At 72.5% G+C, this 12542-nt stretch carries 14 protein-coding genes; 5 read left to right on the top strand and 9 right to left on the bottom strand.

The features are described from left to right. Window positions 1-14 precede the first annotated feature (14 nt). The 4 genes from ASG05_RS06590 to ASG05_RS06605 form a co-directional block, all read right to left on the bottom strand. Window positions 15-1184 (bottom strand): acyltransferase, encoded by a 1170-nt coding sequence (locus ASG05_RS06590; RefSeq protein WP_056259075.1) that lies wholly within the window; start codon window positions 1182-1184, stop codon window positions 15-17. Window positions 1185-1301: 117 nt separating this feature from the next. Beyond that, the gene (locus tag ASG05_RS06595; RefSeq protein ID WP_082486512.1) at window positions 1302-2810 is read right to left on the bottom strand and encodes an MFS transporter; all 1509 of its coding nucleotides are present in this window, start codon (window positions 2808-2810) and stop codon (window positions 1302-1304) included. Window positions 2811-3173: 363 nt separating this feature from the next. Continuing rightward, window positions 3174-3530, bottom strand: coding sequence for a PRC-barrel domain-containing protein (locus ASG05_RS06600; protein WP_056259078.1), 357 nt, complete (start codon window positions 3528-3530; stop codon window positions 3174-3176). A 98-nt stretch (window positions 3531-3628) separates the two neighbouring features. Next, complete coding sequence (locus tag ASG05_RS06605; protein WP_082486513.1) at window positions 3629-4189, bottom strand: MOSC domain-containing protein; 561 nt, start codon at window positions 4187-4189, stop codon at window positions 3629-3631. Window positions 4190-4363: 174 nt separating this feature from the next. Between ASG05_RS06605 and ASG05_RS06610 the strand changes: the two genes are divergently transcribed. Beyond that, entirely contained in the window at window positions 4364-5959 is a 1596-nt protein-coding gene (locus ASG05_RS06610; protein WP_056259081.1) for a 3'-5' exonuclease, read from the top strand. A gap of 255 nt (window positions 5960-6214) precedes the next feature. On the opposite strand, the gene ASG05_RS06615 is transcribed toward ASG05_RS06610, so the two are convergent. Then, window positions 6215-6928 carry a GAF and ANTAR domain-containing protein gene (locus ASG05_RS06615; RefSeq protein WP_056259085.1) on the bottom strand — a complete coding sequence of 238 codons (714 nt, stop codon included), beginning with the start codon at window positions 6926-6928 and terminating at the stop codon, window positions 6215-6217. Window positions 6929-6971: 43 nt separating this feature from the next. After that, window positions 6972-7655 (bottom strand): GAF and ANTAR domain-containing protein, encoded by a 684-nt coding sequence (locus tag ASG05_RS06620; protein ID WP_082486532.1) that lies wholly within the window; start codon window positions 7653-7655, stop codon window positions 6972-6974. Window positions 7656-7787: 132 nt separating this feature from the next. On the opposite strand from ASG05_RS06620, the gene ASG05_RS06625 reads away from it, so the two are divergent. Together ASG05_RS06625 and ASG05_RS16235 are read left to right on the top strand one after the other, a co-directional pair. Then, entirely contained in the window at window positions 7788-8240 is a 453-nt protein-coding gene (locus ASG05_RS06625) for a VOC family protein (RefSeq protein ID WP_056259088.1), read from the top strand. Between the two features lie 9 nt (window positions 8241-8249). After that, window positions 8250-8405, top strand: a complete 156-nt coding sequence (locus ASG05_RS16235) for a hypothetical protein (RefSeq protein WP_157490108.1) — start codon at window positions 8250-8252, stop codon at window positions 8403-8405. Window positions 8406-8585: 180 nt separating this feature from the next. On the opposite strand, the gene ASG05_RS06630 is transcribed toward ASG05_RS16235, so the two are convergent. Then, window positions 8586-9539, bottom strand: a complete 954-nt coding sequence (locus ASG05_RS06630; RefSeq protein ID WP_056259091.1) for a manganese catalase family protein — start codon at window positions 9537-9539, stop codon at window positions 8586-8588. 172 nt (window positions 9540-9711) lie between these two features. On the opposite strand from ASG05_RS06630, the gene ASG05_RS06635 reads away from it, so the two are divergent. Beyond that, window positions 9712-10836, top strand: coding sequence for an AI-2E family transporter (locus ASG05_RS06635; protein WP_082486515.1), 1125 nt, complete (start codon window positions 9712-9714; stop codon window positions 10834-10836). 111 nt (window positions 10837-10947) lie between these two features. After that, complete coding sequence (locus ASG05_RS06640) at window positions 10948-11799, top strand: alpha/beta fold hydrolase (RefSeq protein ID WP_157490109.1); 852 nt, start codon at window positions 10948-10950, stop codon at window positions 11797-11799. A gap of 189 nt (window positions 11800-11988) precedes the next feature. Here ASG05_RS06640 and ASG05_RS06645 read toward each other — a convergent pair whose 3' ends face one another. Further along, window positions 11989-12240, bottom strand: a complete 252-nt coding sequence (locus ASG05_RS06645) for a hypothetical protein (RefSeq protein WP_056259099.1) — start codon at window positions 12238-12240, stop codon at window positions 11989-11991. 61 nt (window positions 12241-12301) lie between these two features. Continuing rightward, window positions 12302-12499 (bottom strand): hypothetical protein, encoded by a 198-nt coding sequence (locus tag ASG05_RS06650; RefSeq protein ID WP_056259102.1) that lies wholly within the window; start codon window positions 12497-12499, stop codon window positions 12302-12304. Between the last annotated feature and the right edge of the window lie 43 nt (window positions 12500-12542).

Below are 12542 nucleotides of genomic sequence, written 5' to 3' on the forward strand. Positions count from 1 at the left end.
ACCGGCACACCGGGTCAGGCGTGGGTGAGCTCGGGCTCGCGGTCGGTCGTCGAGGAGGCGCGGCGCGGTTCGCGGGGCTCGAAGCGCCCCTTGAGCTTGAGGGCCGGCTTCTCCACGAAGTGGTGCGACAGGACGGACGTCCCGATCGCGGCGGCGAGCACGAGGACGATGCCGAGGGCGCCCTGGACGAACGGCTCGATCAGGGCGATGAACACGACGTGCCAGAGGTACAGCGGGTACGAGATCGCACGACCGAACCAGGCGACCGGTGCGAGCGACAACACCCAGGCGACGGGCGACGACGCCACGACGAGCCCGCCGATCAGCAGCATCGAGGCCAGGCCCACGGCAGGCAGGGCGACCGCGAAGGTCAGGACGTTCTGCTGCCATCCCGAGCCGATCACGACGAGTGACGCGACGACCCCGGCGAGGCCGAGCCAGGTGGCGAGGGCTCCCCAGCGGCCGGCCAGGGCCGAGCGGACGCGCTCGGACCGCAGCACGACGGCCAGGACGCAGCCCATCAGCAACGGGGCCACGTTGAGGACCGGGCTGAAGTAGATGTCGGGGGTCGCGCCTCCGGACGGGCGGTCGTAGAGGAACCAGGTGGCCACGGCGGATGCGACGACGACGGTCGACAGGCCGGCGACCAAGGCCTTGCGGCGCGCCGCCAGGGCGAGCAGCAGCACGAGGACGGGCGGCCAGACGAGGTAGAACTGCTCCTCCATCGAGAGGCTCCACATCGGGGCGAAGACGCCCTGCGAGGTGTCGAAGAACGCCCGGGCGAGGTTGCCGGTGTACGTCAGGGCGATGAGGGCGGCTCCGATCGGGCCGAGGGTCGACCCCTGGTAGTCCCCGACCAGCCACCACAGCGCGACGCCGACGACCACGACGGCGAGCAGCGTCGGGTACAGCCGCAGCAGGCGACGCACCCAGAAGCGACCCAGCCGGATGCGGCCGGTCGACGCGTGCTCACGCAGCAGCAGCGTGGTGATCAGGTAGCCCGACAGGACGAAGAAGACGTTGACGCCCACGAAGCCGCTGCCGAAGCCGGGCACGTGCAGGTGGTACAGCACCACCAGGGCGATGGCCACCGTGCGCAGGCCGTCGAGCGGCAGCACCCGGTCGCGACGCGTGGTCGAGACGGGGTGCTCGGTCGGCTCCGTGGTCGGCAGGGCTGAGGGCATCGTTGCAGTTTGCCTCAACTTTCTTGGTGCCGCCCGGACGCGTGCCCCGGGCACCGGCACGGAAACGTACCCCGAGCACCGGTCCGGACACGTACCCCGAGCGCCCGCCCGGACGAGCTACCCGCGTTGCTGCGGCACGCGGCGCGGCAGGGCGAACACCAGCAGGAACGACGCGAGGGCGAAGATCGCGCTGACGAGCATCGCGTGGGCGGCGGCGTCGGTGAAGCCGGTCGCGACGTCGGCGGGGGTGCGGCCCGAGATCGTCAGCGTGCCGAACAGGACGCTGCCGATGATCGCGATGCCCACGGCCGAGCCGATGCGCTGGATCGCCGAGATGACGGCGCTCGCCGAGCCGGCGTCCTGGCGGTCGACGGTCGACACGATGAACTGCACGTTCGGCGCGATGAAGAAGCCGTTGCCGAGGCCGGCGAGCAGCAGCGGCACGAGCAGCATCCAGTTCGTCAGGTCGGCGGCGTCGACCGTCACGAGCACGAGCCACATCCAGGTCAGGCCGACCGTGACGAGCGCCGTGCCGAGGATCAGCACGCCGCGACCGAGTCGGGCAGCGAGGCGGTTGCTCTGCGACGAACTGATGATGCTGCCGATCGCGAAGGGGATCGCCACGGCGCCCGAGGCCAGCGCGCTGTGGCCGAGGCCCGACTGCCAGAGCAGCGAGATGGTGAAGAAGATGCTGGTGAAGGCCGCGAAGTAGACGAGGGCGAGCACGACGCCACCGGTGAACGAGGGGTGGGCGAAGAGCTTGGGCGGCACGAGCGGCGTCTTGCCGCGCTTCGTGTAGGCGACCTCCCACAGGCCGAAGAGGGCCAGCAGCACGACGCCCGCGGCGATGGTCAGGTAGGTCCAGAGCGGCCAGCCCTCGTCCTGCCCCTGGATCAGCGGCACGAGCAGGGCGACGAAGGCGCCCGAGACCAGCACGAGCCCGATCCAGTCCAGCCCCCGGTCGGGTCGGGGCACCGACTCGTCGCGCTTCGGCAGCAGGACGGCGGCGGCGATCAGGGTGATGACGCCGAACGGCAGGTTGACGTAGAAGACGAGGCGCCAGCCGTTCTCGTCGCCGAACGCCTGGATGATCAGGCCGCCGATGATGGGGCCGAGCGCCGACGAGACGCCGATGACGGCGCCCATGATCGCGAACGCCTTGCCGCGCGACCGACCGGGGAAGAGCAACTGGATGAACGCCGTGACCGCGGGCACGAAGATGCCGCCGGCCAGGCCCTGCACGATGCGGAAGACCACGAGCTGCGTGTCGTCCTGGGCGAGGCCGCAGGCCAGCGACGCCGCCGTGAAGAGCAGCACGCCGACGAAGTACACCCACTTGTGGCCGATGCGGTCGCCGATGCGCCCCGCGGGGATCAGCGCCAGGCCGAACGCCAGCGCGTAGCCCGAGATGATCCACGACAGGGTCGACTCCGAGGCGTCGAGGGTCGTGCGGATCGTCGGCAGGGCGACGTTGACGATGGTCGTGTCGAGCAGCGCGATGAACATGCCGAGCAGCAGCGCGACGAGCGCGTACCAGGCGTGGCGGGGCACGGCCGCCGGCTGGCCGGGGCCGGCTCCGGGCGTGGCGGGTGACGCGGCGCCGGTCGGGGCGGAGGCGTGGGACATGGTGTGGCCTTTCGGGCGGCGGCACGGGCCGTGAGGCGAGGCGGGTGAAGGCGGTGCGTATGACGGCAGAGCGGGTGAAGGCGAGGCGGGTGGAGGCAGAGCGGGAGAGGGCAGAGCGGGTGGGGGCGGGGAGGCCGGAGGCACCGGCGGGGAGCGGGAGGCCGGGGCGGCACGGGGCCGACGCGCGCGACGACGACGTCGGGGCGGGTGCGAGACGCAGGAGGCACTGGTCACCGACCAGCACCTCCTGATTTTTGCACGTTCTGCACTCGGGCGCGCACCGCGTCGCCCGTGACGACGGAGGAGGCGCAGGTCACCGACCTGCGCCTCCTCCGTCGTCGAGGGCTGACCCCCCGGGTCGCGTCAGCGGCGACCGAGGCGGCGCTCGCCGCCGGCGCCGGTCTGGTAGACGAGGCCGTAGTGCTCGAACACAGCGGGTTCGCGCGACGCCTCGAGCTCGCCGTCGGTCTCGATCGACGGTGCGTCCTTGACGAGCTTCTTCTCGAACTGCACCTTGAGGTGCTTCGGGGTGACGACCGCGCCCTGCAGGGGCACGAAGACCAGGCGCGAGCGGCCGAGCAGCCCGGCCGTCACCGTGGCGAACGCCGGCTGGTCGGCGGCGGTGTCGAAGTAGATGCTCTCGAGCGAGCCGACCTTGTCGCCCTCGGGGTCGACGACCGGCATGCCGATCCAGTCGCGGATGTTCTCGGCTTCGAACATGGGTGCCTCCTCTGGCGGGGGCCGCGTCCCGGCCCGTCGGGTCCGACGGTAGTAGGGCCCGGGCGTCGGCGCTCAGGCACGGTGCCCGGTGCGACGGCTCAGGCGGGCGCCCGCCCGGCGAAGACGTCGCCGATGGTGACGCCGTCGTCGGGCCGTGACAGCACGACGACGGCGTCGCCCGCCTCGACCGGACCCGAGTGCACGACCTTGAGGTAGGCGCCCGGTCGCCCCTCGGCCATGAAGCGCTTGACCCACTGCGGCTCGCCGAGCCGCCGGGCGAACGTGGCACACGGGATGCGCGGCTTCGTCACCTCGAGCACGAGGGTCTCGCCGACGGCCCACCGTTCGCCGACGACGGCCCCGGTGACGTCGACGCCCGACGTCCGCAGGTTCTCGCCGAAGAGCCCCGGGGTGACCTCTCGCCCGAGGAGCCCCGCGAAGTGCGCCGCGTCCTCGTCGGCGAAGGCGTAGACCGCCTGCTCGGGGCCGCCGTGGTGCTTGCGGTCGGCCTGCACGTCGGCCCGGAGGCCCAGCGGCCGGACGTGCACGGGCCCGTCCACGGGTCGCTTGTCGATGGCGGTGACGCCGATCGTGCCCGAGTCGGGCAGCAGGGCGGACACGCGGCAGACGGCGGTGACGGAGGCCTGTGTGGTGGTCATGCCTCCATGGTGGCGGACGACGCGACCGACCAGGCGTCACGACCCGCGCCTCCCGGGTCCACGCGTCCTCGGTGCTGCCCGCGACGTGAGCCCCCCCCCCGACGAGTGTCACCCGGATGCGGGCTGGATGCCCATCGGGCAACCTGCCAGGCTCGCCCCGACGAAAGGGGTGGCATGGCTCACGGCGGCTACGCGGTCATCGACGTCGAGACGACCGGGCTCTGGCCCGGACGGCACCACCGCATCATCGAGATCGGCATCGTGCACCTCGACGCCGACGGCGAGGTCGAGGCGACCTTCGAGACCGTCGTCGACCCGTCGCGCGACCTCGGGCCCATCCACGTGCACGGCCTGCGCAGCGCCGACGTGCGCGGTGCGCCCCGGTTCGAGCACGTCGTCGACGACCTGTGCGACCGCCTGCGCGGTCGCGTCGTCGTGGCCCACAACGCCCGGTTCGAGGCGCAGTTCCTGGCGGCCGAGTTCGAGCGGCTCGGGCTCGAGTCGCCGCTCGGTCCCGACGGTGCGGGCGCCCTCTGCACGATGAAGCTCGCCCCCACCTACCTGCCCGGTGCCGGCCGGACCCTCGCCGACTGCTGCGCGGCCATCGACGTCGACCTCACGGACGCCCACGAGTCGCTGGCCGACGCCACCGCCACCGCCCGCCTGCTGTCCGCCTACCTGCGCATGGGCGACGCCCAGTCGTCGTGGTGGCGCGAGTGGGGTCGGTACGCCGCGCTGCAGCAGTGGCCGACAGCCGAGACCCCCCGGACGCCGCCCCACCCCCGGTTCGCAGGAGGCGCGGGCGGGGCCGACGACGGAGCCCACGGCCCCGGCCGCGCGGCCTGGCGGTCCCGGCGCCGCGTCGCCCGGACGCCCGAGTTCGCCCCCGTCCCCTCGGCGGGCGCCGTGCTGTCGGCCTCGGGCGCCGTGCCGCCCGCCGCCCCGAGCGCGGTGCCGCCGGCCGGCCCGACGGGCAGCGCGCACCTCACGGGCCCGGTCGACCTCGACCTCGACCGGGACGTCTTCGGCCTCACCGTCGAACCGGCTCCCGCCGAGCCGAGGTTCCTCGAACGGGCCACCGAGCTGCTGCCCCAGCTCCATCTCGACCGACGCCAGAACCAGTACGCGGCCATGCTCGACAAGGCGCTGTCCGACGGGTACCTCTCGCGGGACGAGGCCGACAACCTGGCCACCCTCGCCGTCGAGCTCGACCTCGACGAGCCGGCACGAGAGGTGCTGCACGACCGCTACTTCGCCTCGCTCGTCTCGACCGTCTGGGCGCACGACGTCCTCTCGGACGACGAACGGCGGCAGGTCGACGCCGTCGCCGAGATGCTCGGCATCGCCCCGCACCGCCGCGACGCCGCCCTGGTGCCGTCGGTGCTCGAACGGGCACCGCGACCGGCGGACGACGACGAGCTCGACGAGTTCGACGTCATCGAGGGGCTCGACGAGTCCCTCGGCGCCGTGGCCGAGACCCGGGCGCCGACCCTGGCCCGGCCCGACGTCGGCCCGCTGGCCCCCGGCGCCCGCGTCGCCCTCACGGGATCGCTGAGCCAGGGTCGCGACGTGCTCGTCCGTTCCCTCGAGCGGGCAGGGCTCGTCGTCTGGCCGGCGGTCACGACCGAGACGTCGTTGGTCGTCGCCGCCGACGTCGCGTGCAGCTCGGGCAAGGTGCGCAAGGCGCTGTCGTACGGGGTGCCGGTGGTGGACGAGACGCAGCTGCCGTTCGTGCTGGCCCGTTCGCGCCGGTCACGCACCGCCGCCTGACGGTTCAGACGCACTGCGGCCCCAGGGCTCAGAGCGCGGGATCGTCCTCGGCGTGGTCGTCGGCGTCGAGCGAGGGCCAGACGGTCGAGACCTGCGCGGTGCCGCCGAGCGGGGTGTGGGGCAACGGGTCGGATGGTCGAGGGTGCATGAGAGCTCCGGTCTGTCTGCCTGCGAGCTGCGGGAGACGGGCGACCAGGGTCTGGGGCTACCAGGCCTCACCGTACGCGCATCGGGTGCCCATGACCAGCGGGTCGGTCAGACGGTCAGGCGTCGGGCCACGATCTCGGAGGCGACCTCGACCAGCGGGCGTCGGTTCTCACGGGCGTGGCGGCGGATGCGCTGGAACGCCTCGTCCATGTCGAGCGACTGCGTGTACGACACGACGCCCTTGGCCTGCTCGATGACGATGCGGCTGTCGAGGGCACGCTGCAGCTGGTCCCTGGTCGAGTCCATCTCGCGGAGGGCTCGTTCTTGCAGGATGCTGATGGTCGCCACGTCGGCGAGTGCCTGGGCGGCCGTCGCGTCGTCGGCGTTGAGGACCCCGGTCGTGTCGCGGAAGAGGTTGAGCGAGCCCAGGCTCTGGTCGCGGAGGCGCAGCGGGATGGCGTGGACCGAACCGTAACCGGAGTCGCGCGCGAGGTCGGCGAACACCGGCCAGCGCTCGTCGACGTCGGCCAGGTCGGGCACCGAGACGACCGCGCCGGTCGTGTAGGACTCGACGCAGGGCCCCTCACCGGCGCGCAGTTGCAGCAGCCCGACGAGCTTGCTGCGCTCGTTGGTCGAGGCGATCACCTCGAGCTCGCCGGTGGCGCCCGCGAGGATGATGCCGGCGTCCGCCGCGTCGAAGAGGGCCGTGGTGCGCTCGACCAGCATCTGCAGGACGTCGATGGTGTCGAAGCCGGTCACGAGCGAGTCGGCGAGCGTGACGAACGTCTGCAGGAGCTGGGTCTCTCTGTCGCGGTCGGTCACGGGCGTCAGCCTAGGCCGTGTCGACGACGACCGTCGCCGGACCTCACGAGAAGTCCAGCCGGTGCAGCACGATCTCGCTGGCCACCTCGCGCAGCGGTCGGCCGCTCGACCAGGCGTGGCCGCGGATGACGAGCAGCGCCTCGTCGACACCGACGCCCAGCTGCATCATGACCATGCCCGACGCCTGGTGGACCTCGCGGGGGAACGAGGTCGGGAACAGGCTGTCGTCACCGGCCGCGAGGGCGTCGAGCGCCCGGGTCAGGACGCTGCGGCCCGCGATGCAGGCGAGGGTGGTCGCCTGGTCGACCTCGACGTCGTCGAGTTCTCGGCGTTCGTCGCTGTAGAGGTCGACCGCGCCGAGGTCGAGGCGACCGTACGAGAGGGGGAACGCGGCGACGCTCGCGACGCCCGCCGCGGTCAGTGCCGCCGCCGCGGCAGGCCACGCCCTCGAGGGCGACGTGACCAGGTCGGACTCGACCACCGCCTGCCCGGTCTGGTGGGCCTGCCAGCAGGGCCCCTCGCCCAGGTCGAACTGGATCTCGTCGCGGCGTGACGACTCGGCGTCGCTCGAGCAGACCGTGCCCGTGCCGAGGGGGCCACCCAAGGTCGAGACCGCGGCGCCGGTGACGCCGAACGTCTCGCGGAAGGGCCCGCAGAGGTCGCTGCCGGGTGCGGTCGCTCGTGCTAGGGCGGCCGCAGCCACCCGGACCACGCCTGCGTCAGCCATGTTGCGGCCCACGGCGGGCAGGCGTCGGGGCACGCGGTGGAGTCGGGTGCACGGATTCCTCCACTCGGGCCCGGGGGCCATCGTGACGATGATAGTCGGTCCCGACGCCTGCCGCGGGCGTTGGATGACGCCATGACCGACGCCATCGTCACGCCCCGCGGCTTCTCGCACGTGCGGCTCACCGTGACCGACATCCACCGCAGCAAGGCCTTCTACCAGCAGCTCTTCGGCATGCCTCCCGGCAGCGACTTCAGCGACCAGATCGACGACCCGACGATCCACGACGACCCGCAGCGCACCTACGGTGGCTGCTCGTTCACCTTCGCCGGCCAGACGCTGGGGCTGCGGCCCGTCGCCCCGGCCGGGGACCGCTTCGACCCCGACCGCGTCGGCCTCGACCACCTGAGCTTCTCGGTGGGTTCGGTCGGCGAGCTGCACGAGGCCGCCCGTCGACTGGACGAGCTGGGCGTCGAGCACGGCGAGGTGACGCCGCTGCCCGCCTTCGGGCTCGTGATCCTGTCGCTGCAGGACCCCGACGACGTCAACCTCGAGCTCGCCGCGCCGCACCCCGACGGCAGGGCGTAGCGTGCGGTCATGACCAACGACAGCGGCATCCCGGACGGCTCGACCGACATCACCGAGGACGACAAGCAGTACACCGAAGACCTGGCCGACGGGTCGAAGCAGGGTCTCGTCGACGACTCCGAGCAGAGCGACGACAGCGAGGTCTCGGACGGCGCCGAGAGCTAGCAGGACGCCGCGTCGACCGTCAAGGACGACGCCACGAGTGCCGCGGGCGACGTGAAGGACAGCGCACAGCAGTCGAAGGAGAACGTGCAGGGGGCCTGACCCCACGCACCCGTCCGCCCCGACGCCGGAGGCCCGCCCCGACTCTCGTCGGGGCGGGCCTTCGGTCGTTCCAGGGCCGGGTCAGTTCGCCGTGGGGCCGTAGTACGACTCGATCTCTTGCAGCTCGAGGTCGGCCGTGGCCTGGATCAGCTCGAGCAGGTCGGCGTCGAGGCCGGGCGAGAACTCCTCGAGGCGCTCGGGGCTGATCGTCGACGGCACGCCCTGGGGGGCCTGCTCGGTCGCCGTCAGCTCGGTGCCGTCCTTCGAGGGCGACGGGCCGCGGAAGATCTTGCTCGCCTCGCTCTTGCCGTCGAGGTCGAAGCTGTACTGCTTGCTCTGCAGGCCGAGGTCGAGCAGCTTCTTCACTTCGGGGAACCTCTCGGCGTTCGTCTTCGGGATCGGCAGCAGCGTGTTCCAGTTGACGCCGAGCGACTCGAGCGCCTTGGCGTAGGCGTTCTCGTGTGCCTGGTCGCGGACGATCAGGTAGGCGAGGGTGCCCCGGGCGACCGGGTTGTCGGTCATCTCGTAGATGCGGCACTTCTGCAGGCGACCCGTCGACTCGAGCATGACGTTGTAGAGCAGGTCGAGCGGCAGGTTGCCCGAGTTGTAGACGTAGCTGCCGCTCCACGGGTTGCCGACCGAGTCGACCGGCAGTGCGCCCTGGGCACCGACCAGGTAGTGGTGGATGTTGCCGGTGTCGAGGGCGACGTTCAGGGGCGTCGCGCCGCCGGCCCCTGGGGTGTCGAGCGGGTCGGTCAGCTTGCCGCTGTACTCGGGGCTGCCGTCGACCAGGCGCGAGATCGTCGTCCCGATCAACTCGACGTGGCTGATCTCCTCGGTGCCGACGCCCTGGATCAGGTCGCGGTAGGGCTTGGCGGCCGGGCCGCGGAAGTTCATGGCCTGGAAGAGGTACTGCATCATGGTGCGCATCTCGCCGAACTGCCCACCGAGCCCCTCTTGCAGGGCGTTGGCGGCCGCGGGGTCGGGCTCGCCGTCGGCGATCTCGTTGATCCAGGTCTGTGCGTGGAAGTACATGGGGCCTCCTCGTGTGTTCTGGCGACGCGATGCCGTCGTCCTCAGCGTGCGCCCCGTCCGGGGGGTCCGGTGACGGGTTGACGACCTCGGCAGCTGTCGTGTAGCCGTCTGGCCGCACCGCGCCTCCCGGGCGGGTCGGCCCTCGGCGCGCCCGACACGCCAGGATGGGCGGATGCCTTCGTCACCCCGCGCCCGTCTCGTGCGTCGGTCGGCCGGAACGGCCGCCCGGGCCGACACCCCGCCCAGCCCGATGCAGCGCCCCGGTGCCTTCCGGTTCGGCCTGATCGCGACCCTCGGCGGCGGGTTGGGCGTCGGCATCATCGTCGCCCTGATGGCCCTGTCGACGATCCTCGTCTACATCGGCCTCGCGTTCTTCCTGGCCCTGGCCTTCGAGCCCGTCGTCCGTCGCCTCGCGCGGGCGGGCGCCCCTCGGTGGGTCGGCGTCGTCGTCGCGGTCGTGCTGGTCGTCGGGGTGGTCGTCGGCATCGTCGCCGCCGTCGTGCCGAGGCTGATCGAGCAGATCGGCGACGTCGTGCGGACCGCCCCGGCCGCGTTGCAGGAGCTCTCGCGCCAGCCCTGGGTGCAGCAGACGGTCGAGACCATCGGCTTCGACCTCGACATCGACGACGCCGTCGGGGCCGTGACGTCGTACCTGCTCGACCCCGACCAGCTGCTCGCGCTGGGCGGCGGGCTGCTGGCCGTCGGGCGCGGCATCACCAACGGGATCACCGCCGTCATCGTGGTCGCCATCCTGACGCTCTACTTCGCCATCACGCTGCCGCAGATGCTGCGGTCGCTCAGCCGGGCCGTGCCGCGCAGCCACCGCGAGAACGTCATGAGCATCGCGGACGAGATCTTCTTGTCGGTCGGTCGCTACGTCGCCGGGCAGGTGGCGCTCGCCGCGATCAACGCCGTCTTCGTCTTCGTCGTGCTCGAGATCGCGGGCGGGCCGTTGCCGGTGCTGTTCGCGACCCTGGCCTTCTTGGGAGCGCTCATCCCCGTGGTCGGCACCGTGGTCGCCTACTCGATCATCATCGCCGCCACGATCACCGTCTCGCCGGTGACGGCGATCGTGGTCGGCGTCGTGCTGCTCGTCTACGCCCAGGTCGAGGCCTACGTGCTGACCCCGCGGGTGATGTCGAAGGCCGTCGCCGTGCCCGGTGCCCTCGTGATCGTGGCGGCGTTCGGCGGCGGGGCCCTGGGCGGCGTGCTCGGCGCCCTCGTCGCGATCCCGATCGCGACGGCCGGCGTGGTCGTCTTCGAGCGCGTCGTGGTGCCGCGGCAGCAGCGGGTCTAGTCGGTACGGCCGGGCGGTTCGTTCGGGCATCTCGTCCGAACGGCGCGTGTGATCGGTGGATCCGGTCGAGGTGTCTGGTCTGCGGGCGGCCGCGCCGCTAGCGTGACCGACATGAGCGCGGTTCGAGTGGACGTGACCCTGTCGGACGGAGCCACCCTGGCGGTCACGCGGTGGCCGGGCGAGGGGCCGGCGGTGGTGCTGTTGCATGCGGGGGTGGCCGATCGGCGCAGCTGGACGGCGGTCGCCGACGAGCTCGCGGGTGAGGGCCTCGACCTCGTCGCGTACGACCGCCGGGGCTTCGGCGAGAGCCCGGCCCACGCCGAGGGCAGCGAGGCCACGCACCTGGGCGACCTCGTCGAGGTGATCGACCGCCTGGACGTCGGCCGCGCGGTCGTCGTCGGCAACTCGATGGGCGGCGCCCTCGCCCTCGACCTCGCGCTGACCGAGCCGACCCGGGTGGCCGCCGTGCTGCTGATCGGCGCCGCGGTCAGCGGCATGACCGACGACGACACCCCCTTCGACTGGACGCCCGACCCCGCGACGGGACCGCTGATGGAGGCCCTGGACGAGGCGTCCGGCAGCGGTGACGTCGACGCGCAGGTGGGCCTGCTGGCACACCTCTGGCTCGACGGGCCGACGAGTGACGTGGGACGGGTCACGGGTGCACCGCGCGAACTGTTCGCGCGGATGAACGAGCGCATCCTCGAGGTCGACGCCGCCGACGACGCGGGCGACGCGGGCCTGGACGCCTGGACGCGGCTCGGGGCGGTCGAGGCGCCGGTCCTGGCGACCTGGGGCGCCCTGGACATCCCCGCCGACGAGCCGTTCTACGCCGAGACGGCCCGGCGGATCGGTCAGGGCCCCGGGCGGGTCCTACCGGGCGTGGCCCACCTGCCGGGGCTGGAGCAGCCTGCCCTCGTGGCCGACCTCGTCCGCGAGGTGGTGCACGGCCGGGCCGTGTGACGACGACGGGCCACCCGCCCGGGCGGGAGCCCGGCGGGTTCAGGTCGCCGGACCCCCGGGGCCACGGCAGCCGTCGACCGGGGGTCGACGACGGGGTGTGGCGGGGGCGGCGGGGTCTGGGCCTGCGAGAAGACTAGCCACCTGGGGCCGCGAGGTGAAGAGGCGGACCGCACCCGCGCCTCCTGGACGTCAGACGGTCGGGCCGCCAGGACCGTCGTCGGTGGACGAGGCGGACGGACGCGCCGGACCGGCCGGCCCGTCGTCGGCGAGCAGCAGGTCCATGCGCAGTTCGCGTTCACGCGTGACGGCCGACAGGGCACGGATCACCCAGAGCAGGGTGCGGATCAACAGCACGCCCAGCGTGATCGCGAGGGCCGCGACCACCACGAAGAACACGGGGTAGAGGACGCCGATGAGCGAGAAGCCGGAGCCGTAGGTCATGGCTCCACGCTAGGCCACGGCCGCGAGGGGGCGGCTCCGTCTCGCGACGGAGCCGCCGGTGTCACTCCTCGGCGTCGGCGGGGCTCTCGTCCGCCTGCGCGGTCTCGTCCACGCGGTCACGCAGGTGGTCCGCCATGGCGGCGGCCCCCTCGTCGCCGTGGTCGGCCTCGACCTGTTCGATCAGGCCGCTCAGCTTCTCGTCGTCGGTGGCCTCGGTGGCGCCGTCCATGACGGGCTCGGTCTGCTTCTGGTCGCTCATGGCGTGAACGCTACGCCCCCGACCACGGCACGATCACGGCGAC

The organism is Frigoribacterium sp. Leaf186, from assembly GCF_001423905.1.
GTDB lineage: Bacteria > Actinomycetota > Actinomycetes > Actinomycetales > Microbacteriaceae > Frigoribacterium.